Origin of the sequence: Sphingopyxis macrogoltabida (assembly GCF_001314325.1) — a bacterium.
Classification (GTDB): Bacteria; Pseudomonadota; Alphaproteobacteria; order Sphingomonadales; family Sphingomonadaceae; genus Sphingopyxis; species Sphingopyxis macrogoltabida.
The window spans coordinates 1,041,378-1,061,899 of sequence record NZ_CP009429.1 but is presented as its reverse complement, the minus strand read 5'-3'; the positions used below and the strand labels follow the sequence as shown (position 1 = coordinate 1,061,899).

Sequence of the window (20,522 nt, the reverse complement as noted above, 5' to 3'; positions counted from 1 at the left end):
CGCGAGGGATCGGCCGCCATGGCAGTGGCGCTCGTGCGTTAAGTCAGCATGTAGCCGACGTCGGAGGCGCCGGTCGGATAGGCGAACATGGTGGAGCGAAGATCGGCCGCGGTGAGGCCGTGGCGGATTGCCAGACCGAAAACGTTGATTACCTCGTCGGCGTTCGGCCCCACGAGATGCGCGCCGAGGATGAGGTCCGTGTCCTCGTCGATCAGCAGCTTATGGCCGTAGACCGGCTCGGCGAGGCGGCGGGCGGTGAACCAGTCTGGCGTCGAGGCTGCGTTGACCCGGAGCGCGACGCCGCCGCGGCGCGCCGCCTCCTCTGACAGTCCGACGGCGGCGATCGGCGGCAGAGTGAAGGCCACGCTCGGCACGCCGCGATAGTCCGGCTGGTGCGTCGGGCCATCCAGGAGGTTGGCGGCAACTACCTTGGCATCGTGGCTGGACACCGGCGTCAGCCGCGGCCCGACTCCGGCAGCGTCGCCGGCGGCATAGACCCGCGGGTTGGAAATGCTCCGCAGATGCGCGTCGAGCTGCAGGCGCCCGTCCTGCACGGCCACCTCGCCGGCGGACAGGTCGAGCGCCTTGAGGTCAGGACCGCGCCCGGCGGCATGAACGACGAGATCGGCGGCGACGCTGAGATCAGGCTCGCCCTGGCGCTCGGCGTGGACCAGCAGACCGCTCCCGCTGCGCTCGACCCGGGTAACGGTGGCACCGGTCTCGACGCGGATGCCGAGCGCCTCGAACCGGGGCGTCAGCCAGCCCACCAGGTCGGGATCGAAGTGCGGCAGGAGCCGCTCGGCCCGCTGTAGGATGGTGACCTCTGCGCCCGCTCGGGCCGCCAGATGCGAGAACTCCGCAGCGACATAGCCGCCGCCGATCAGCACGATCCGGCGCGGCAGGGCCTGAAGCTCCAGGAACGCATCGCTTGTGCTCACCAGATCTTCGCCCGGAATGCCGAGCGGGACTGGACGCGCGCCGCTGGCGATCAGGATATGGCGGGCCCGCAATGTCCGGCCTTCCACCACGATCGTGTCTGGGCCGGCAAAGCGAGCAACACCGTGTAATGCGTCGACACCGAGCTCGGCGTAGCGGTGCGCCTGCTTGGCGGGGATCGGATCGGTGAAGGTCCGCTTGAACGCCATCAGGTCGGGCCAGTCGATCGCCAGCGTGCCGTCGACGCCATGTCTGGCCATGCGCCTTGCCGCGTCGATCGCTTCCTCGCCGCTGACCAGCATCCTCTTGGGATCGCAGCCACGCAGCGCACAGGTGCCGCCGAACGGACGGTGATCGATGACGGCGACGGACCATCCAGCGGCACGGACCCGGCCGACCGCGACCTGCGCTGCCGTGCCACTGCCGATGACGATCAGGTCGTAGGAAGCCATGGTCGCATCTCCATCCGCATCGGCGCAAAAATCGCGCGCCCAACCTCGAGCGCTTCGGCCAGGCACAGACGAATGCCGTCATCGGCTCCGACCGGACCGCTCGCGCACCAGGCCGCCAGATGATCGTCATCGCAGAAGAAGGCCTGCAAGGTGCAGAGCGACGATGCCGCGCAGCCACTGGCATAGCGACGGCCGGACCAGACGACGATCGCGCCCGGCTCAACCTCTTCCAGCTCGCGGCCGCGGCTGGGGGTATGGATGGCGAGCGTGCGCCGGCACTGGCGGCAGGCCGAGCGGATCATGCAGTCCCGCTCCAGCATGGCGCCGATCCCCAACGCGTCGATGGCGCACATGGCGCTCATGGTCACTCCGCTGACTTCGACTTGATGTTCGCTGGGGCCGTCGGTGAACGGATAGGCGCCGGTCACCCGGCCCGCGCCGTCGAGGACCACGAGATCGCGCCCGGCGAGCCGCTGCAGGGCCGAGCCGACCTCGCCGGAGGGGAGTCCCGATGCGGCGGCGATCTGTGCCGGCACCGGCGAGCGACCATCGGCAGCATAGGCTTGAAGCACGGCGCGCCGGACCCGCTCCTCGACGCCGTCCATCCCGCGCCACTTCGAACCGATGAACGCCGCGAACAGTGCCGTCAGGGCTGCGCGGGCGCTGGGTGTTGTGACTGCGCTCCAGTCCGGGACAACGGCACCGCCGGGAAATGTAACGGTCGATCCAAAGGCGGCTTCAGCGGATGATGCGCGCGCCATCGCCCGCCCTCCTCAGCCGCAGCACGCCTTGCCGCCGCTCTCCTGGATCGGCGGACAGGGCACGTCGCCGTAGGAGCAATAGACGCAGCAATCGCCCGGCTTGGGCTTGAGGACCGCGCCGCAACCCCGGCAGTCGTAGAAATACTGGCAGGCATTGGTCGGCATGGTCTCCGTCGCCCGATGACCGCAGTGGGGACAGGTCAGCGTCGAGCGCAGCTCGGGGGTGGCATCAGACATAGCGATAGCCTGCCCAGAGCAGGGCCGCACCGAGCAGCAATCCGATGAGCGTGAGAACACGCATCCAGCGCGGCGTGCATATGCCGCCCGGCCCACAGCGCGCCGCCGTAACTTGCTGGCGCAACAGCAGCGCCGCGCCGGCAAGCAGGCACAATGCGCCAATGAGGAGAAGCGGCGTGCGATACGGCGCGGCGACAATGGCCACGCCGCCGAGCCAAGCTGCGCCGATCCCGGCGGATGCGAAGAGGATCGGCAGCGCACAGCAGGCGGCGACGCCGAACGCCGCAGCGATCCCCGCCAGCGTGAGCGTGGCGGTGCCGATCCCCTTAGGCGGGCTTGGCGTCTGGGTCACGGGCGACTCCTTGTGGCGGGCATTGAGCTGTCCTAACATCTGTAGCGACTACAGACTCAAGAGGTATTTTGGGGATGGCCGCAACCGGCGCGATCCAGATCGGCGAACTCTCACGCCGCACCGGATGCAACATCGAGACGATCCGCTATTACGAGCGGATCGGGCTGCTGCCCGCTCCGCCGCGGCGGGGCCGCTACCGCAGCTATGGCCGGGAGGACGTGGCTCGCCTGGGCTTCGTGCGCCGCGCGAGGGAGCTGGGCTTTACCCTGGACGAGGTACGCGCCTTGCTCGGACTCGCGGTTGGCGGTCAGGCCTCCTGCGCCGAGGTGCGCGAGCTCGCGGCGTCGCACCTGAAGGACGTACGCGCGCGGATCGCGGACCTCAAGCGGATGGAACGGGTTCTGGCCGACTCGGTGCGCGCCTGCGATGCCGGTCGGGATCCGGGCTGTCCGCTGCTCGACACACTTGGCGCCGAAGTGCGGGTCGCGTGAGCATTACGGCTGTCGGGCGTGCATCCAGTCGGCTGCCGCCTGCGCCTTGCTCGCCGCGGTGAAGATCGCCCGAGGCTCGTCCTTGAGCAGTTGCAGCCAGGAGGCGATGTAGGCCGCATGATCGGGTCGCGGTTCGTGCGCGATCCCGAGATCGGCAAGCAGGAACGATGCGGTCAGCTCGGCGGTTGCTTCCTCCATCGCGAGCGCGTGCCTGGTCCACTTGGCGCTGAAATCCCGGTCGAGCCGATGGACTGCGCCACTGGCATGAGCCGCTTCGTGAATGTGGGTGGCATAGAAGCCGTGGGCGTCGTGGAAGGCGCTGAAATCCGGCAAGTGGATGCGGTCTTCGGCGATGTGATAATAGGCACTGGCCGAGCCGTAGACGGTATCGATGCCGAGCGCGGCGATGAAGGCTTCGGCGGCGGCGAGGCGTTCGCTCTCGGGCAGGACCGGCCCCGGTTCGGGCGCATAGCCATCGACCTGATCGGCGTTGAACAGGCTGAATGCCTTGGCGAAAAGCCGTCGGTGGTCGTCATCGTCGCCGGCGTCATCGCCCTTCGCGCGAAACTCCTTCCAGAGGACGCCGAGGCTGGCGTGCTCGCCCTTGCGGACCTGCGCGCCGAGCGCCTGCCACTGGCGATAGGTGCCCCAGACCCCGCTCGCATAGTCGCTGCCATAGGCGGCCGCCCAGAGCGAGACCGTATTTATGCCGCGATAGGGCTTGCCGCTGGCGACGTTGGTCGGGCGGGTGACGTCGGCGCCAGAATGATGCCACGGCATGCGCCAGGTGCCGGTGCCGGCTTCGATCGCGGCGACGATCGCGTCGGTGACGCGCGCATAGACGTCTGAGCGTGGTGAGGCTGACATGATCTGTTCTCCGTTCTCGCGCCGGGGACCATCCCCGGCGGCGGAGGCCCGTTCGCGCCGGGCACAGGGGGCTCGCGCACCCGTCAGGGCCGCAGCGAAGCGGAGGACGGCGAAGCCGTTGCGCGGGTGCGCCGACCGGCGCAGGACTCCGCCAACAGCCGGGGTGGTCTACGGCGCGGGAGGGTCGATCCCGGCAATCACCGCGGTCAGGCGGTCAAGCTCGCCCTCAAGCGCGCGGCGCTGGAGATCGGACATGCGCCGTTCGCGTAAATGCGCCCTGGCATCATCGGCCGCGCGCTCCCACGCCGGCCTGTGGCGGGCGGTGATACAGGCGTTGGGGCAGCGGGTCGGCTCGCACAGAGCGGTGAGCGGCTGCCTGGGATCGGGGGTCGTCACGCGCTTGAGGCAGAGCGCGGTCGCGGGATCGAAGAAGCAATCCGCGAGCAGACCGACGTGGAAGGTGCGCGCGACGCTGGCGAGCATGACGCGCAGGCGGGCCCGATCGGCGATCATGGCGGGCAGTGGCCCGAGCTTAACGGCGGCATCGTCGAGGGTCCGCGCGATGCGTGGTCCCGCCGGTCCGCCGAGTGATGCGCCGCCCTGCCGCCGGTCGAAATAGTCCAGCAGATCGTCAATCTGACCGAGCCGGCGCTGCGCCTCGACCTCTGCGCGAAACCCCGATCCACTGGTCCCGGCATAGCCCTCGAAAGCGGCGACCGAGGCATGCTTGTACTGGATCATGCCGGCGATGGTGCCGAACGGACGGTTGGCGATGTGCCACGCGATGGTGCGCCGGAACTGCCGCGTCGTGATGCGCCACGGCTTGCCATCGGGGCCGGGTGGGATGACCGGCGCATCGGGGCTGCCGAAGACGGTGTTGAGGTGGTCGCGGAAGGCGTTGAGCTGGCGGACCACCTCGCTCGACAGATGCGTCTTGGTGACAGCGCGGGGACGAAGCACCGGCCAGAGCGTGTCGCTTCCAGTCTTCCGTGCCGCGTGTTCCGACAGCCGTTCGAGCACCGTGATCGCCTCGGCCACCGGTTCGATCGTCACCCAGCTCGCCGACTCACCGGCGCTCGATCGGCGCTTGTAGAGGGTCGATCGGACGCGTTGCCGCTCGATCAGGCCGTCTTCGCTGCGCGCGATCGAGAGGCAGCCGCGCCGCATCGCCTGGACCTCGCAGTCGCGCATGCCGGTCAGATAGGCGCATACGATATAGGCGGCGGCCTGCAGCATCCGCTCCTCGATCGCTAGGGTCTTCACGTCGAAGCGGGCACGCCATGGCCGACCGCTCTCGGGAGCGATCGAGATCGGCGTGTCCATGCCGCCGACCTCGGTACCAAGCGATGCAACCGCTTCGCGAATGACATCCGGTGCGCCGGTAGTGAGCATGAGATGCATGGCCGGCTCGGCGACGGCATCGATGCCGGCATGCAAATGGAGGAGATGGGCGTTGATCGGCGGGGTTGCATCCCCGGTGAGGGGATCGATGCGCGTGGCGCCGTTGTGTGCCGTCGTCCAGATGGGCACGCCGCGTCCTTGCCGGGCTCGGCGCGCGAGATAGCGCTCGAGGCGCGCGCGCTGCCGCAGGCGGCGCTCTGCATCAGGCAGTCCGCGTTCGGCGGCGAGCAGCCGAGCGCGGACTGCCTCGAGCCGATCGAGCGCGACCCGAGCCGCCAGAATATCGGTCGCGAAGGTCGTGACATAGCGCAGCGACCAGGCGAGCAGCGGCGTGACAATCTCCTCCGGCATGCGTGGGGTGCGGTTCTCGCGCACATGCCGATATCCGGCGACGCGCGCAGCCGCTTGCCCGGCCCACGGCTCGAACCCGAGACCGCCTCCAGGCAGGTGATCCCGGAGATGGTAGAGATCGGTGACCACCTGCAAGAGCTGGCCGACGATGACGGGGCGCCGCGCTGAATCATCCCGCAGGTGGCGCGCATAAGCGTCGATCAGCGCCTGATCGATGCGGCCCAGGTCGAGCCGCCCAAGCCGCTCGCGCGCGAAGGCGAAGAACCGGCGAGCCCGGTTGAATGCCTGTCGGATGCTGGCGGGCGGCAGCTTCGGGTGGTAGCCGGGAAGACCGACGTTGAGGCGGGCGTAGAGATAGGCGCGCATTGCCGCCTGCACATCGGCATGTTCGAGCACGTCGAAATGCACGGTGACGTGGCAGCGCCGAGCGTTCTCGCGGAAGACGGCGGGACCGAGATCCCAGGTCGGGTCGCCGACGTGCGACAGCTCCTCGCGGGCATGGCCCGCCTTGAGCGGCGCGCTCGCCAGCACAGGGCGATCGTCGAACGCGGGCACGAGGGCATGGACGGGCGTGGTCATGCGCGTGCCTCCGGCGGCAGATAGAGCCGTTCGCTCCCCATCTGCCGGCGCGCTTCGGCGATAACGGCATCGGAGAAGACCGGCAGGACCTGGACCGTGATCCGGGTGTGGACGCGGCCGAACTTGGCGGCCCAGTCGCTCGCCGGCAGGCTGCATCGCTGCTCTTCGACGAACGCGAGAAAGGCGAGGATCGCGGGGAGCTTGCGCGCGGTGATGACGGCGTTGGGACAATCGAGGCAGCCCCAGAAGGGCTGCGCGCAGGGCGAACCGGGCTCGGCGAAAGGACTGCTATGGAAGCCCGCGCAGGCGGCGAGCCAGACATCCTGTTCGCCGTCGAGCACCGGACCCACCGTATCAGCCGACATCAGCGACGCGACCTGTTCGGGCGCTTCGCGCAGCGCCTGCTCGGCGGTGGGTGGAAGCACGGTCGGCATCGCCGCAGCGACCGCTGCGCGGAAGGCATCGGCGACGGCCGCCTCGTGCAACGGCCGGAGCGACGGCAGATCGGCATAGTGGCGCGCCGCGACCTCGCGGGTGTGACCGACCGCGAAGCGGGCCATATGCCCCTCGGTCTTGGTGTACCATAGCGCCTTGTGGGTCTTGCGCAGCCGGGAAAGCAGCAGATGGAGCGGCTTCCCATCATCGCCGGCGATACCATGGCGACGAGCCCAGGCGGCGAGTTGGAACTTGGGATCGACGATGCCGGCGCGAAGGCCGCCAACGTTGTGATAGAGCCAGAGGCAATCGTCGGTCAGATGCTCGCGTGCGACGGCGGTGACGTCGATCAGGCGACGCATGAGGCCGCCGGGTGTGCCGCTACCACCATCGCGGACCCGCATGCTCTTGTGCTCGGCACCGCGGGCGCGGCGCTTCAGATAGCGTAGCTCCACCGTGCCGGCATGCGGGTTGGTGAGACAATCCACGGTCAGCGTCTTCAGGCACTCCGGCTCGAGGCCGGTATCGAGCGTGAGCAGCACGAGCAGCGCCGGCAGATCGCGCGCGAGCAGATGATGGCGGCCATGCAGGTCGTCGATGAGCGTGCTGATCGGCAATCCGCGCCGCATGCGCATGAAATAGAGGCGCTTCAGCGCGGGCTGGTCTGCGACGATAAAGCCCTGCCGCGCGATGATCGCTTCGACATCGGCGCGCGCCCTGGCGACGACAGGGTCGCCCTCATCAGTGCGGTCGTCGGCGCCGAGGCGGCGAAGCATCGCTTCGATATCGGCCCTCGCGGCGTCGCGCAGCGCGCGGGCGACGAAGGGGCTATAGGCATCGCGCGGGGTCGAGCGGCCCGCCGAAGTGGCCAGCGTGTAGCGCAGCCGCTCATGCAGGTCGGGCGCGATCCGATCGGGCCGGTCTGCCTCGATCGCGCGCAGCGTGTTGATGACCTTGCCGACCGTTATGTGCCGGTGGATCGCGCCCATCCCACGCCGTTCGAGCGCGGACGCAAAGCCATCGATATGGACTGCGCGCAGGTCGTTGACGCCGGTCACCTCCGGCGCATCATCGCCAAGCCAGGCGAAGAAGTGGCGATAGACCTGAACATACTGCTTGATGACGCTGGCCGCACCGATGGGGCCGCCGAGCGCCGCCGATCGACGCAGCGCACCGGCGAAAGCGATGGCGAGTGGGCGAGGATCGAGCCCGGTCATATCGACTAGGACCGTTCCGCCATGCCGCGCCTCGATGGTGAACTTGAGGCCGAGCACAGGATCGGGCTGCGATCGCTCCGGCGTGATCGGCGCAAAGGCGACAGGCCGGCCCTTGCGGGGACGCCCGCTCATACGCCTTGCGGCCCCGGCAGTAACGCCAGCAGCCCCTCGACGGCCGCGTCCACCGTATCGGCGCGGGTCGCGATATGGTCGAGGTAGATATAGGTGGTGGTGAGGCTGGCGTGGCCAAGCAGGCGTTGCACCTGTTGCAGCGGGTCGCCCAGGATCAGCCGATAGCTCTCCACCGGCCCCACCGGCAATGCCGCTTCGCGCAGCCGCTGCTGGATCAGCAAGGCGAGCATATGGACTGCGAAGGCGTGGCGAAGCTGGTGCGGGCTGATCGACAGCGGGAAGCCGTTCTGTGCGCACCGCTTGCAGGCGCGGGTGAAGATCACCTCCCACGAGTTGGGGCGGACAGGCTGGCCGACCTCGGTCAGCCATAGCGCCGCCGGCTCGCGGGGCGTTCCATCCTCGTCGCACAGGATCAGGCGGCATCGTTCCTCCGGGGTGCAGATATCGCGCATGCGGTCGAGACCGGCGCGGGTGACAGGGATCGGTCGGTCGAAGCTGGCCGCACCGTCGCGCGCGGCGAACTTGGCCACGCCCGCGGCGCGCTCGACCGCGACATAGGCGGCGATCTGACGAAGCAGCCGGCGTGGGACCAGAACGCTGCGTCCGCGGTCGCCCTTGGTGAGCGGCGGCGGAAGGGGCAACCAAAGTTGTTGGACGTCACCGTCCTCGCGGTCGATCGCCGCGAGCTCGGCAGTGAGCAGGCCCGACGCCTCTTCGAGGCGCAGGCCGGTGGTGACGAGAAGATCGGCGAATAGCGCGTTGCGCAGCCCGTTGCGATCGCGAGCGCCGGGGCGCTCCGTGCCGTCAGGGGTGAGCCCGCGCAGGCCGAGCTCGCGGAAAATGCGGTAATCGTCCATCGTGACGAACCGGACGTCCGACCGCCTGGCGACGCGCTCATAGGCGTCGTTGCGCGCCGCGATCATGCCGCGACGGCCACCCTGCGCCGGTCGCCAAACGGCGCGGCGGCTGAACGGCGCGTCGGCGATCAGCCCTTGCTGCTCGCCCCAGCGGTAGAGGCGATCGAGGCTGGCGACGGCCCGGTTCCAGCTTGCCCCCGTGATCCGGTGATCGGCCTCGTCGCGGCGTCGCTCACGATGATAGGCGCCGACATCGTCGCGGGTCGCAGCCCACACGGTCTTGCCGCAGGCATCGAGAAAGCGAAGCCAGACCGCGACATCATAGGCGTAGGCGCGAAGCGAGTGCCGCGAACGGACCCCCGACAGCGGCAGGTCGAGAAAGAAGCGATCCAGATCGGGATGATAGAGCGCATCGCCACGCAGGATCAGCGGCACATGCGCATCGAGGCCCCTGGCCTCGCGCCGCTCGCAAACAGCAATGATCGACACCGGCGCGAAACCCTCCCCCCGGACCCCCCACCCGGAAACTGACCTCGCACCGTTGCGCCCTATGGCCCGGCAGCTATCAGGCTGGCCTCCGCCAGCTCTTGGGTCAGCGCTACGGCCAGCCTGATAACTGCCTACCGTGGGCGTCCATCGCCGACCTTACTGCAATGTTGCGGACGGCGCAGACTGTCCAGATAATGCGACCAGTTCCTCGGCGGCATATGCCGCCGTACCGAAGCGGTTTTTGAGATCACGGCCCAAGCGGCTGGCATGGCCAGTCCAGTGCGACTTATGCCGATATCGGCATAAGTCGCATAATGCCGTAACCCAGATTATGCCGCATGGCCTCCGCTGGAGGCCAGACAGCCCGGCATCGGCCATGCGGCTGTTCGGCATAATCAGAGCCCTTCTAAGAACACCAAGAGGTTATCGTCTGGTCGGAACCGGCCGGGCGGGGTGGCAGGGGCCGCGACGCGAGCGAGCGCCTTTTCCTTCATTCTCATGTCGGCATGGATGTAAATCTGGGTGGTCTCGACGTTTTCGTGACCAAGCCAGAGCGCGATCACCGTTTGATCGACACCGTGGTGGAGCAGTTCCATCGCCGTGCTGTGGCGAAGCGTATGCGGTGTGACCCGCTTGGTGTCGAGGCTCGGGCATGCGCGCGATGCCGTCAGGCAATGCTTGCGTACCAGATGTTCGAGCGCGTCGCGGCTCAGCCGCTCGCCCCGGATCGATGGGAACAGCGGCCTGCTCTCATCCTTGTCGTTGCCGATCCACGTCGCCAGCAGCTTAGCCGTTTCGCGGCGAAGCGGGGTGGCGCGCTCCTTACGGCCCTTACCCATACAGCGGACGTGCGCGCCGGTGCCGAGCGCCACATCACCCCGCGTGAGGCCAACCAGTTCGGATGCCCGCAGACCAGTCTGGACCGCGAGCAGCAGCAGAGCATGATCACGCCGCCCCGTCCATGTCGTGCGATCCGGCGCTGCGAGCAACGCCGCGATCTCATCCGCGTCAAGGAATGTGACCGCACGCTTCACATAGCGCTTGTTGGGCATGGTGAGGATGCGCTGGCAGTGCAGTAGCCAGGTTGGGTCGGTCATCGCGACGAAGCGGAAGAACGATCGGATCGCGGCCAGTCGGGTATTACGGCTGCGAGCGCCGTTGCCCCGCGCCGTTTCGATATGGCTGAGGAAGTCGGCAACCAGATCGGCGTCGATGTCTTCGACCGTCAGCTTGACCGGCGGCTTGCCACGTTGCGCGCTCGCATATCGAAGCAGGAGCCGGAACGTGTCGCGGTAGCCTGCAACCGTGTGGCGGCTTGCCTCCAGTTGCGTGCAAAGCCGGTCGGTGAAGAAGCGCTGGATCAGCGCAGGCAAGGTCGCGACGCTCATTGGTTCACCTCCGGCCGGCGGGTTGCACGGGCCATCGCCAGATCGAGCAGTTCCGGGACCGCCTCCAGATACCAGAACGTGTTGGAGGGATTGGTATGACCCAGATAGGTCGTCAGTCGGATCATTTCGCGCGCGGGGTCTTTGCCCGCGCGATACCACCCGATCATCGTGCGCACCGCGAAGCTGTGGCGAAGGTCATGGATGCGCGGCCCCCGGCCGTGCCGACCATATTGTTGGCCGGGCCGCAGCCCGATCCGCTGGCAGACGTGCGCGAAGTTGTAGCGGGCACTGCAGTCGGTCAGGCGGGTTCCCTTTTCCGTGACGAACAGTGCTGGCGAGGACCGTCCAAGCAGTCGGTCGCGCTCTGCAGCATAGGCGATGAGCTGCGCTACCACGCTTGGGTCGAGCGGAAGCAACCGTTCCTTGCCAAGCTTTCCGCGCCGTATGCGCAGCACGCCAGTCTCGGTGTCGATGTCATCGTCTTTGAGCGCCAGCGCTTCACTGATCCTGAGCCCTGTTACGGCGATAAGCCCGAACAGGGTTGAGCAGGCCAGCGCGCGCAGGCCATAGATGGACGGCAGACCCTTGGCCGCCATGACGATCGCGGCGATCTCGGCCTCCGTATAGATATAAGGACGCTGCCGCGCATAACGCTCAGGGAGCAGCCCGCGCGGCGGCACCTGGTGCGCCGGGTCGATACCGCTCAGCCACTGCGCGAACAGCCGCACCTTGCCGAACCGTGCCGAGCGTGTGGATGTGCCTACAACGGGCAGGCTCGCATCCCAGCGCAGGAACAGCGCCGTATCGACGTGCGAAGCGCGTTCCTGATCGGCGAAGCGGGCGAAGCGCCGGAGTATCCGTTCATCCGTACGAAGATCGTAGCCGAGACTGCGCCGAACGCTCAGATAACGGTCGAGTTGAAGGACGATGCTCATTGCACGCCTCCCGCAACTGGCCAAGGCTGCGCGACCGACCGCAGCCCGTCAATGTCGAGCCGCGCATATATCAGGGTCGATGACCGTGAGCGGTGCCGCAACACGTCGCTCACCTCGTCGAGCGAAGCACCGGCGTTCACCAGTCTGGTCGCAAGGCTATGACGCAACACATGTGATCCGACGTATGGCGTCACCGGCTTTTGCCCGGTCGCCGCCAGTGCATCCTTGATGATGGCGTTGACGATCTGGCCGTTCTTAAACGCGCGGTGCGGCGCGCGGTGGCTGACGAACACGGCTCGGCATGTCGTTGGCCCGCGCTCATCGCGAAGATAGCGGCTCAGCGCGTCCCCGACCTCGCCGGATATCGGCAACCGATCGTGCAACTCGCCCTTGCCGCGCACCATGAGTTCGCCCGCGCGCCAGTCGATATCGTCCAACCGTATCGCGATCACCTCGGGCGCTCGCAACCCGAGCCGCGCCATCAGCAGCAACATCGCATAGTCGCGTGCGGCATGTCGGGGATTGCTGCGCACCGAGCGAAGCACCGCCTCAACGCCATCGGGCGAGAGGTGCCGGGGCAGTCGCGCATCCCAGCGCTGGGCTGTCTTGGGGACGCTGGGTGCGAGATTGGTCGCGGTCGCGCCACGCGCGAACAGATATTGGAAGAAGGTCCGCAGATGCGTCGCTACCGTCTTGTCGCGATAGGGCGTCCGGCGCGCCAGCACTTGCTGCACGAAGCCAGTGATGTCGGCACCGCTCAACCGCGTCAGGTCGATCATTTGCCTGCCGAAGCGATAGTCGAGGAACCGGTTCGCGAAGCCCAGCGTGTGCCTGATCGTGCGCGGGCTCAGGCCCCGTTGTTTGACCAGATAGGCCTCGAAGTCCGCCAACAGCGTGGTCCGCATCACCTCAGCGTCCGTCAGCGGCACAGGCTGCGCCACGCCAATGTCGATGAGATGCGCGGCGAACCGACGCGCCAGATTATGCGGACAAAGCTTCTGACCCTGTTTTCGCGGCACCATCCGTCCCAGCCGTTCGGCCTGATCGAGCGTCAATGCGGAAGGCTCCACGCCCTCAGCGTCCATCAGCCGCCCCAGATTCCGAACGAGATGGCGGTAGGTTTTGAGCGTTCCCGTTTTGTAATTGGCGGCCGCGAAGCTCTCGATGAACGAGTCGAGATAGGGTTCGATGCAAGTGTACTGAGTTTCCGTCATGATCATCGTGCTCCATGTTGTTGGAGCGACGAAGATTATGCCGAATGGGCCAAGCGCGATCATGCCGCCAACCGCGCCTTCTCGCCACGATGCGGCATAATTTGGGTTACGGCATTATGCGACAGCTCGTGCGCGAGCGTCGCGTAATAGTGGTCGAAGCCCGAGAAGAGATGCGCGGGCGGCATTGTCACCCGGTCAGCTACCGGCTCATAATAGGCTTCGTCGCCCTGATGACGCAGGACGGCCGGAATATTGGCAAAGAATGAGTCGAGTTCAGCCTGACGGCCCTCGGGTTCCACCACCTCAAGCGTCGCGGCGGGATGGAAACGTTCCGGAAGACCTTCGACCTGATCGGCATTGAAAACCGGATAGGCCTTCAACACGCGACGACTTTCGTCAGTTTTTTCGCCGGTGTCGGGGGCTTCGACTTCCTTGGTGTAGCTCTTGTAGAATATGGCGATGGTGGATTTTTCGCCCTTGCGCACCTGTGCGCCCAGTTCTTTGGCCTGATTGTAGGTCATCCAGAACGGCGAGGCGTAACCGCACATATCGGCAACCATCCAGAGCCAGAATACATTCATGCCGCGATAAGGGACGCCGCACGCCCGCAATGGACGCGAGACTGGCACACCGCGCCATGGCTTGATCCACGGCTTCGTGCCGGACTCGAGGCGGGCGATGATTTCTTGGGTGATACGGGTCGCAGGCGACACTCCGCCGCTTTGTCCCTTGCGATAGGCCATGTTGGATCTCCTGAAATGGCCTGACGACAGTTCCGTCGGTCAGTGCCGGAGATCCCGGAGCCCCCTCCGCTCTCTTTCCATGAAGGAAGCGGCCCCCCGGCATGTGCCGGAGGACCGCTTCACGGTGGCGAGTAGCCGTTCCTGTCAGGAGGAGGTCAGGCGGCCAACTCGCTCGGGGGTTGATTGTCGTCGTTGGCGACGAAATCCGCGTTGGGACTTTGCGCTTCGTTATCGGCAGGAATTTCCGGCAGGTCGGCAAAGCGCATGACCTCGGGCACCCAGGCGAGGGCCCTTTCCCGAACTTCGACCTCGGTGATGTAGGTCCCCGCGAAGACGCGCTCGGCGCTCATCGCGAGATCGCCCTTTTTCACCGATGCGAAGCGCGAGGACAGTTCCAGGCCGCCGACATCGGTGAGCGCATCGAGGATGACCTGCTTCGAGACGCGGTCGAAGTAGTTTGCCGCGGTCGGACGCCACCATTGCGCCATATCGATGCCGATCGCGCTGCCCAGATGATCCTGGAACGCGATTTGGCGTTCGCCTGCCATGTTGAGGCTCGCCTCGAGCGTGCGAGCGACGACAAAGCCGAGCCATGCTGCGCGGCTTTCATCAGCGAGTGCCCGAAACATCTTGAAGCGCGACGAAGCGTCTTCGCCAGATCGCCAGCTCTCATCGAGACCAGAGCGCAGGTCCGCAAGGGATGCGCTTGCCGGCGCATCCTTCGCTTCGAACCCGACAATCGGACCCGCAGGGACGCCGCCACGCAGGGTCGTGGCCGCGCGTGACCGCCAGTCGTGGGTGTCGGCATCCGCGAGGGTGAAGACCATGATGTCGAGCGAAAGGCCGGGATCCGATGCCACGTGGAGCGCGAGCACGTCACGACGTTGCATCGCAAGTTCGTCGATCAGACGCTTGGAAAGCGCTGCACGGCGTTTGCCATCACTGTCGACACTGGCCACGACTTCGACGACATCGTCGTCACCAACGACTTCGATATCGCGCTCGCCGTAGAACACCGGCTGGAGGACCGGTGTCCCGTCGCGCGAGAGAACGAGGATCATTCCGGCATTGGCCTTCAGTTCGGGCGCCAGCTCCGGGGGCTTTGCCCGAATGTCCTGGCATTCGCGCTCGATCGCTTCGATCGTCGCCTCGGCCGCAGCAATTGCTTCTTCTGCGCTGTCTTCATCCTCGAGAATGGCCGCATGATCGTCGTAGGAAGCATCGAGTTCGTCAAGGCGGGCCAGTTCGGCGTCAGTCAACGGAGCCGGCTCGGCCGGAAGGCGAATGAGGCCTTCCACAAGATCGTGACTGGCATAGGCGTCAAGCGTCGGCTTAACCCAGGCAAGGCCCTGCTCTGCTGCGAGCGCCTTGGCGCGTTTCTCCATCTCCTCCGAGGCGAGGGTTTCGAGAAGCGCGACATCAACCCAGGACTCGCTGTCATCGTCGTCGAATAGTTCGCGTTCGATCCGGCCACCTGCAGCGGTATATGCGTCGCGACCGACAAGACGGGCCCGAGCATCGCTACCGCGAACCGTGCCGGAGAGCACCATGCGCCGGATGCTGTCGGCGCTGGGCGCATAATAGCCCGAGGACGCCTGTTCATAGACGCGAGCCTGAATCTCCTGGTCGGAGGTCGCGCCGAAAGCTTTGGCGAGATCGAGAGTGATTTCACCGGATGCCAGAGCATCGAAGACGACAGGCGCAAGGGTCGCGAGACGCAGCCGGCCTTCGACGAAGCGGACCGTCAGTCCGAACCTGCGCGCGACATCTTCCGTCGAGGCGCCTGCCTCGATCAGGGCAGCGAACGCCTGCGCTTCGTCGGCGGGGTTCATCGCGAGGCGATGGAAGTTCTCGGCCAGGCTCGTTTCGACTGCGATTTCCGCATCGTCCTCAAGCACGAGGCAGGTAACCTCGTAGCCCTTCGGCAGGACTCTCTCTTCGGCAAGCGCCAGCAAGGCGCAGCGGCGGCGCTCTCCGGCTTCGACCTCGAATTTGCCACGAGCCGCAGGCCGAACGATGAGGTTCTGCAACAGCCCATGGGCTGCAATGCTCGCTTTCAGTTCGGAATCTGCAGCTGGGTCACCGTGGCGGCGCACATTGCGAGGAGACTGGACCAACTTGGTCAACGGGATCGACTTGATCATGGGACATACTCCTGATTGCGAGCACAGGCATCGACCATCGACGCTCCTTCGGCTCAGTCAGAAGCAAGCCCCCTTCCCTCTCTCTTCACCGTGGCCGGTCAGACAGGTGACGTTCTGCGGCCAAACGAAATTATGGAAGAAGGGAACACGGCCCAAGGATCGAACCGATGCTGTTGCATCACGGAAACTACCTTCCCCATGGCAAGCCAAACGAATTGTATTGGTTCGCATTTTGTTCTACTGGATGGATGATCAATCGACAGGCGGCGAAAAAGCATGGCAAACCAGAAGTTCTTCGAAGAGAGGACTGATCAATCCGAGGTCAAAGCCCGCATCGTGAACAAGTACTTCTCTACTTGGGCACAGGTCGTCATGCCCACGGTTGCGAAGCGCGGCGGAAAGATCGCTTACATGGACCTTTATGCCGGCCCAGGCCGCTACAAGGATGGTGCGGCGTCGACGCCCCTTCTCGTATTGCAAACGGCCATCAATCATCCGCTAATGTCACAAATGCTCACCGCCTATTTCAACGACGCAGATGGTGACAAAACTTCGACGCTCCAAACAGAAATCGATAGCCTCCCGGGTCTAGGAAAACTCAAATATAAACCCGTCGTGACTTGTGGTGAGGTAGATGATGATGCCGCGACGTATTTTAACGAAACGCGCCTCGTCCCTTCGTTCTCGTTTGTCGATCCTTTCGGTTACAAAGGCCTCTCTCTTAGGATTGTCCAGGGCGTCATCAAAGATTGGGGTTGCGATTGTGTATTCTTCTTCAATTACAATCGGATCAATGCGGGGATCAACAATCCCGGCGTAAAAAAGCATATGGATGCGCTGTTCGGAGAAGAGCGCGCGGACACGCTTCGCGCGAGGCTCCCCGGTTTAACGCCGGAATTGCGAGAGGCTGCCATTCTCGAAGAGCTGGCCAATGAGATTCAGTCGCTTGGTGGCAAGTATGTGCTGCCCTTCACATTCCGTAACAGCGAAGGCACGCGCACATCTCATAAGCTGATTTTCGTCTCAAAGCACTTCAAGGGCTATGAGATTATGAAGGACATTATGGCGGCTGAGAGCTCAACTCTCGACGAAGGTGTCCCGTCGCTCACATATTCACCTGCTGATGCGTCGATGCCGCTTTTGTTTTCGCTGGTCCAACCCATGTCTAAGCTGAAAGAGATGCTGCTGGAAGATTTCGCGGGACAAACCCTGTCACTCACGGAAATCTATGAGCGACACAGCGTAGGCAAGCCATACATCAAAAGGAATTACCGCGAGGCGCTTAGTGCGCTTGAAGCCGCAGAGAGGGTCTCGGCGTATTCGACTAAAGGGAAGCGTCGCAAGGATACCTACCCCGACCATGTGAAGGTCCAGTTCAAGGAAGGGTGCTGAGCATGGCGACGAATTCATCAATCGAATGGACAGAGGCGACATGGAACCCCGTCGCAGGCTGCAATGTGGTCTCGCCTGGCTGCACCAATTGCTATGCCATGCGGATGGCGCGACGGCTCGAAGCCATGGGCCAGCCCAAGTACGCAGGCACCACCAGAATGTCTGGTGGACGACCGAAGTGGAACGGCGTTGTGCGGATTGACGAGGAAAGCTTTAGGCTGCCCGCCACATGGCGCACGGGCCGCATGATTTTCGTGAACTCAATGTCCGACTTGTTTCATGAGGCCGTGCCCGTGAAATTTGTGCAGCGCGTGTTCGAAACCATGAGGGCAACTCAACAGCACACCTATCAAATCCTTACCAAGCGCGCGGAACGGCTCGAAGAGCTCGCTCGTAAGCTGGACTGGCCAGCAAATGTATGGATGGGTGTAAGCGTTGAAAATGCAGACTACCTTTATCGCATCGACCACCTGCGCCGCACAAAAGCGGCCATCAAATTTTTGAGCTTAGAGCCCCTGCTTGGGCCGCTTGAGAACATGAACCTCCAGGGAATCGATTGGGTTATTGCAGGCGGCGAAAGCGGGCCAGGTGCAAGACCGATGAACCCTAGCTGGGTGCGATCGATTCGCGACCAGTGCCAGAGCGCTGGTGTGGCCTTCCATTTCAAGCAATGGGGCGGCGTCAACAAGAAGAAGGCTGGTCGAATGCTTGACGGCCAAACTTGGGATGAATTTCCCAAGGAGCCGCTGCGTAGCGAGGCGGCATTGGCGGCGGCTTTCGTCTAGGATCGATCAAAAATCCATGTTGGCGTAGCGATCGTTCAAGTGCACTTGATAATCGGCATAGCTCTCCATGGCGTCGACTGAAGCCATGGCGCGTGCATAGTCGCCGTTAACGACCTTGGTCAGGTTGAGAGGCAGACCAAAGTCCTGAATGTGTATCTTTGCGGGCTCGAGTGAGCCTGACCAAAGATGATCGATAAAATCCCGGATAAGTGCGATAGCCTCAGCGGCCACGAAATCGACACCCTGTCCAAACTTCAAAGCGGCACGGTCACGCGGATGAGGCAGAAGCATCGGTACAGCCCCAGCCTTCGAGTGGAAGTGGAACGCCTCGCCGTCTTTCCCGAACGCCCCGTGGGCAACGAAGTTTCGAAGCTGACGCCGGACTATGGCCAGCTGATCGTAAAATTGTTTTGTGGTGGGGTCGGTGATATCCAGCGCTGCTTTGAACTTTTCGGCCCATTCCGCCTTTGCGAGCTTGGTGACATCCTCCCCTGTCGCGCAGTTACCGCGAAGGATGGCGATGTGGATGAAGACATGCTCAGTCCAGCTAAAGAAGCATTCGATGGCAGAGAGCCCCAGCCATTTGGCCTCCCGATTGAGCTCGACTGCCGGAAAGGCTACCGTATAGCTCATATCGCTAAGATGGTTGACAATCCGCTCGTCCTTCCGGCCCTCCGCTTGCTGTTGCCTGTCGTCATAAAGATCGAGGTAGAAATTTAGCCGTTCGAACAGATCGGGCGAGCGGTTGACGACATTGAGTTGGGAGGCCTTTGCTGCCTGCTCAGCCCTCCAATCGAAATAAGGCTGCGCCGCTTTGGTGGCCTTGTGGATCAATCTGACAATTTCGGCAGCCGCTTCTTCGTCTTCTGGAACATTGGCAGCGAAGACGCCCAATCCAAATTTGCGGTGTTCCACAAGGAAGGGCCGCCCATCATATTCCACCGGGACTGACCAGGCTACCTTTTCGAACTGACCTAGATTCGTGAAACCCAGCAAGTCGACAAGAAGAAAGTAGACCAGATAATATGGTGGCAGCGTCCGCCCGGCATCGGTGCGCTTTGCGTTGAAGAGAAATCCCTTCGGCGCTCGCATGCTGAAATCTGCTGGTTCTAGTGGAGAAATCGCCTTCTGGGCGCGGGTTCGGACAGTTTCGATTTGCTCGCTGTTCAATGTTGCCCACCTTTCAGGTAGATACCACTCGAAACACGGCACCTGTTCCCGCATTTCGAACTAGGTCGACCCCCGTACCATCCCAGTGATAGTCTAGGTGACGCCCTTGAATAGGGTCTGACGCGCGGTCGGGGTAAAACAGCCCAACACATTCGCCGTTCTGATGCCGGATGCTCGGATAGACCAGACCTTCCGCGCCATTCGCCCTGAGCGTTGCAGCGAGGCTTTGCGATGCGACATAGCTGTCGGGATCAAGCGCAGGATCCTCTGGCTCAATGCCCCTGAGATCACGAAGGTCGGCGTTTACTGACAATACGATTTCACGGAACTGCGAGATCCAACCTGGCGCTTCGGCAGTGCGAGTCATGAAGCGGGCATGATGATGGATTGTTTCGAACAGCGCTGTTTCGAATGTATCCCCCGCGTATAGCACGCCGTAGGTCCCATCGGTGAAGCGACTTGGCCGGTCCGTGCTAACATGCGTGAACGGCGCCATCAGATAGGATGCGCCATTTCCGCCTACCCGGCGATCAGCCGGCACCAGATCGAGATTGCCGATCGTCGCCATAATGCGAGGATTGGTTTTTTGCTCGGCGGAGATCAGCAGCGGCCAATCTGCAGGGTCTGCGATGTCTTCGAACAGGTCAATCGGTGGAAAGGCACTGCGGATAATCCGTACAGCACCTTTCCACTCGACCTGGGCAACCGGAATCGCCTTGGGATCAATCACCAGGCACCACGTTCGGCATCAAGATAGCGACGCACCCGCATGATATCAGTCAGCTCGCCGCCAAGCATGACGTCGAGCGCACTCACTCCGGCAAAGGCGGCGTTACCTGCCTTGATCCAGGCGTAGCCACGTTGGGCTTCGGAAAAAATGATCCTCAGCGCCTTGTGGATACCCATCAGGTTGGAGAGCCGCGCCGCACCATCACGCGAGACACGGCCCGGCCCCTCAGCCTTCCATCGCCGGTAGGAGCGAACCGGCATGTCGAGCAAAGTCGCTGCCTGCTCGTCGGTGAGTTCCCATTTCCCAAACAGGTTCAGCACGGCGCGGAACATCGCCGCTGCTTCCTCCTGAGTTATAGGATCGGGCCGGAAGGCATCGGGGACGGTATCAACGGGTTGCAGTGCCAACATGAGCATTCTCCATATGGCAGTATATATCACATTGAATGCCATTTGGCAAGATAA

18 protein-coding genes and 2 pseudogenes are annotated in these 20,522 nt (G+C 64.1%); 3 read left to right on the top strand and 17 right to left on the bottom strand.

Annotated elements, in window-relative coordinates:
- Positions 1-38: 38 nt before the first annotated feature.
- Genes LH19_RS05155 through LH19_RS05140 form a run of 4 tightly spaced genes read right to left on the bottom strand, consistent with a single transcriptional unit; the run spans position 39 to position 2,738 of the window.
- Entirely contained in the window at positions 39-1,388 is a 1,350-nt protein-coding gene (locus tag LH19_RS05155; protein ID WP_016744716.1) for a dihydrolipoyl dehydrogenase family protein, read from the bottom strand.
- Positions 1,370-2,149: an organomercurial lyase gene (merB, locus tag LH19_RS05150; protein WP_021224338.1), complete on the bottom strand. Its 780-nt coding sequence runs from the start codon at positions 2,147-2,149 to the stop codon at positions 1,370-1,372. Before merB ends, LH19_RS05155 begins: the two co-directional genes overlap by 19 nt.
- Before the next feature lie 12 nt (positions 2,150-2,161).
- Positions 2,162-2,386: a GDCCVxC domain-containing (seleno)protein gene (locus tag LH19_RS05145; protein ID WP_021224337.1), complete on the bottom strand. Its 225-nt coding sequence runs from the start codon at positions 2,384-2,386 to the stop codon at positions 2,162-2,164.
- Positions 2,379-2,738: a hypothetical protein gene (locus LH19_RS05140; protein ID WP_021224336.1), complete on the bottom strand. Its 360-nt coding sequence runs from the start codon at positions 2,736-2,738 to the stop codon at positions 2,379-2,381. Before LH19_RS05140 ends, LH19_RS05145 begins: the two co-directional genes overlap by 8 nt.
- A 74-nt stretch (positions 2,739-2,812) precedes the next feature.
- On the opposite strand from LH19_RS05140, the gene LH19_RS05135 reads away from it, so the two are divergent.
- Positions 2,813-3,229, top strand: a complete 417-nt coding sequence (locus tag LH19_RS05135; protein ID WP_016744720.1) for a MerR family transcriptional regulator — start codon at positions 2,813-2,815, stop codon at positions 3,227-3,229.
- A gap of 3 nt (positions 3,230-3,232) precedes the next feature.
- On the opposite strand, the gene LH19_RS05130 is transcribed toward LH19_RS05135, so the two are convergent.
- The 10 genes and pseudogenes from LH19_RS05130 to LH19_RS05090 form a co-directional block, all read right to left on the bottom strand.
- The gene (locus tag LH19_RS05130) at positions 3,233-4,096 is read right to left on the bottom strand and encodes an ArdC family protein (RefSeq protein ID WP_054725410.1); all 864 of its coding nucleotides are present in this window, start codon (positions 4,094-4,096) and stop codon (positions 3,233-3,235) included.
- A gap of 168 nt (positions 4,097-4,264) precedes the next feature.
- Positions 4,265-6,427, bottom strand: coding sequence for a hypothetical protein (locus tag LH19_RS05125; RefSeq protein WP_016744722.1), 2,163 nt, complete (start codon positions 6,425-6,427; stop codon positions 4,265-4,267).
- The gene (locus LH19_RS05120) at positions 6,424-8,211 is read right to left on the bottom strand and encodes a hypothetical protein (protein ID WP_021224414.1); all 1,788 of its coding nucleotides are present in this window, start codon (positions 8,209-8,211) and stop codon (positions 6,424-6,426) included. The genes LH19_RS05125 and LH19_RS05120 overlap by 4 nt, the downstream gene beginning before the upstream one ends.
- Entirely contained in the window at positions 8,208-9,557 is a 1,350-nt protein-coding gene (locus LH19_RS05115) for a tyrosine-type recombinase/integrase (protein ID WP_054725407.1), read from the bottom strand. The genes LH19_RS05120 and LH19_RS05115 overlap by 4 nt, the downstream gene beginning before the upstream one ends.
- 156 nt (positions 9,558-9,713) lie before the next feature.
- Positions 9,714-9,842, bottom strand: a pseudogene (locus tag LH19_RS29160) (zincin-like metallopeptidase domain-containing protein); the annotation flags it as partial.
- 110 nt (positions 9,843-9,952) lie between these two features.
- Positions 9,953-10,945 carry a tyrosine-type recombinase/integrase gene (locus tag LH19_RS05110; RefSeq protein WP_054725040.1) on the bottom strand — a complete coding sequence of 331 codons (993 nt, stop codon included), beginning with the start codon at positions 10,943-10,945 and terminating at the stop codon, positions 9,953-9,955.
- Positions 10,942-11,880 carry a tyrosine-type recombinase/integrase gene (locus tag LH19_RS05105; RefSeq protein WP_054725041.1) on the bottom strand — a complete coding sequence of 313 codons (939 nt, stop codon included), beginning with the start codon at positions 11,878-11,880 and terminating at the stop codon, positions 10,942-10,944. Before LH19_RS05105 ends, LH19_RS05110 begins: the two co-directional genes overlap by 4 nt.
- On the bottom strand, positions 11,877-13,094 hold the full coding sequence (locus LH19_RS05100) for a tyrosine-type recombinase/integrase (RefSeq protein ID WP_054732971.1): 1,218 nt from the start codon (positions 13,092-13,094) through the stop codon (positions 11,877-11,879). Before LH19_RS05100 ends, LH19_RS05105 begins: the two co-directional genes overlap by 4 nt.
- A gap of 116 nt (positions 13,095-13,210) precedes the next feature.
- A pseudogene (locus LH19_RS05095) lies at positions 13,211-13,837 on the bottom strand (ArdC family protein); the annotation flags it as partial.
- Between the two features lie 155 nt (positions 13,838-13,992).
- Entirely contained in the window at positions 13,993-15,981 is a 1,989-nt protein-coding gene (locus LH19_RS05090; RefSeq protein ID WP_054725404.1) for a ParB/RepB/Spo0J family partition protein, read from the bottom strand.
- A gap of 276 nt (positions 15,982-16,257) precedes the next feature.
- On the opposite strand from LH19_RS05090, the gene LH19_RS05085 reads away from it, so the two are divergent.
- Positions 16,258-17,373, top strand: coding sequence for a three-Cys-motif partner protein TcmP (locus LH19_RS05085; RefSeq protein WP_054725401.1), 1,116 nt, complete (start codon positions 16,258-16,260; stop codon positions 17,371-17,373).
- A 2-nt stretch (positions 17,374-17,375) separates the two neighbouring features.
- Positions 17,376-18,158: a DUF5131 family protein gene (locus LH19_RS05080; protein ID WP_054725399.1), complete on the top strand. Its 783-nt coding sequence runs from the start codon at positions 17,376-17,378 to the stop codon at positions 18,156-18,158.
- 6 nt (positions 18,159-18,164) lie between these two features.
- Here LH19_RS05080 and LH19_RS05075 read toward each other — a convergent pair whose 3' ends face one another.
- The 3 genes from LH19_RS05075 to LH19_RS05065 are packed head-to-tail and all read right to left on the bottom strand — an operon-like array spanning position 18,165 to position 20,468.
- Positions 18,165-19,328 (bottom strand): hypothetical protein, encoded by a 1,164-nt coding sequence (locus LH19_RS05075; protein WP_054725397.1) that lies wholly within the window; start codon positions 19,326-19,328, stop codon positions 18,165-18,167.
- A 13-nt stretch (positions 19,329-19,341) separates the two neighbouring features.
- On the bottom strand, positions 19,342-20,058 hold the full coding sequence (locus tag LH19_RS05070) for an RES family NAD+ phosphorylase (RefSeq protein ID WP_054725394.1): 717 nt from the start codon (positions 20,056-20,058) through the stop codon (positions 19,342-19,344).
- Positions 20,055-20,468, bottom strand: a complete 414-nt coding sequence (locus LH19_RS05065; RefSeq protein WP_054733039.1) for an MbcA/ParS/Xre antitoxin family protein — start codon at positions 20,466-20,468, stop codon at positions 20,055-20,057. Before LH19_RS05065 ends, LH19_RS05070 begins: the two co-directional genes overlap by 4 nt.
- Positions 20,469-20,522 lie beyond the last annotated feature (54 nt).

What these genes read in the sequence shown, in the direction of transcription:
- LH19_RS05130 (WP_054725410.1), bottom strand. Translation starts at nt 4,096, where the DNA reads ATGTCAGCCTCACCACGCTCAGACGTCTATGCGCGCGTCACCGACGCG.
- LH19_RS05065 (WP_054733039.1), bottom strand. Translation starts at nt 20,468, where the DNA reads ATGTTGGCACTGCAACCCGTTGATACCGTCCCCGATGCCTTCCGGCCC.
- merB (WP_021224338.1), bottom strand. Translation starts at nt 2,149, where the DNA reads ATGGCGCGCGCATCATCCGCTGAAGCCGCCTTTGGATCGACCGTTACA.
- LH19_RS05155 (WP_016744716.1), bottom strand. Translation starts at nt 1,388, where the DNA reads ATGGCTTCCTACGACCTGATCGTCATCGGCAGTGGCACGGCAGCGCAG.
- LH19_RS05110 (WP_054725040.1), bottom strand. Translation starts at nt 10,945, where the DNA reads ATGAGCGTCGCGACCTTGCCTGCGCTGATCCAGCGCTTCTTCACCGAC.
- LH19_RS05125 (WP_016744722.1), bottom strand. Translation starts at nt 6,427, where the DNA reads ATGACCACGCCCGTCCATGCCCTCGTGCCCGCGTTCGACGATCGCCCT.
- LH19_RS05120 (WP_021224414.1), bottom strand. Translation starts at nt 8,211, where the DNA reads ATGAGCGGGCGTCCCCGCAAGGGCCGGCCTGTCGCCTTTGCGCCGATC.
- LH19_RS05135 (WP_016744720.1), top strand. Translation starts at nt 2,813, where the DNA reads ATGGCCGCAACCGGCGCGATCCAGATCGGCGAACTCTCACGCCGCACC.
- LH19_RS05145 (WP_021224337.1), bottom strand. Translation starts at nt 2,386, where the DNA reads ATGTCTGATGCCACCCCCGAGCTGCGCTCGACGCTGACCTGTCCCCAC.
- LH19_RS05100 (WP_054732971.1), bottom strand. Translation starts at nt 13,094, where the DNA reads ATGACGGAAACTCAGTACACTTGCATCGAACCCTATCTCGACTCGTTC.
- LH19_RS05085 (WP_054725401.1), top strand. Translation starts at nt 16,258, where the DNA reads ATGGCAAACCAGAAGTTCTTCGAAGAGAGGACTGATCAATCCGAGGTC.
- LH19_RS05090 (WP_054725404.1), bottom strand. Translation starts at nt 15,981, where the DNA reads ATGATCAAGTCGATCCCGTTGACCAAGTTGGTCCAGTCTCCTCGCAAT.
- LH19_RS05080 (WP_054725399.1), top strand. Translation starts at nt 17,376, where the DNA reads ATGGCGACGAATTCATCAATCGAATGGACAGAGGCGACATGGAACCCC.
- LH19_RS05105 (WP_054725041.1), bottom strand. Translation starts at nt 11,880, where the DNA reads ATGAGCATCGTCCTTCAACTCGACCGTTATCTGAGCGTTCGGCGCAGT.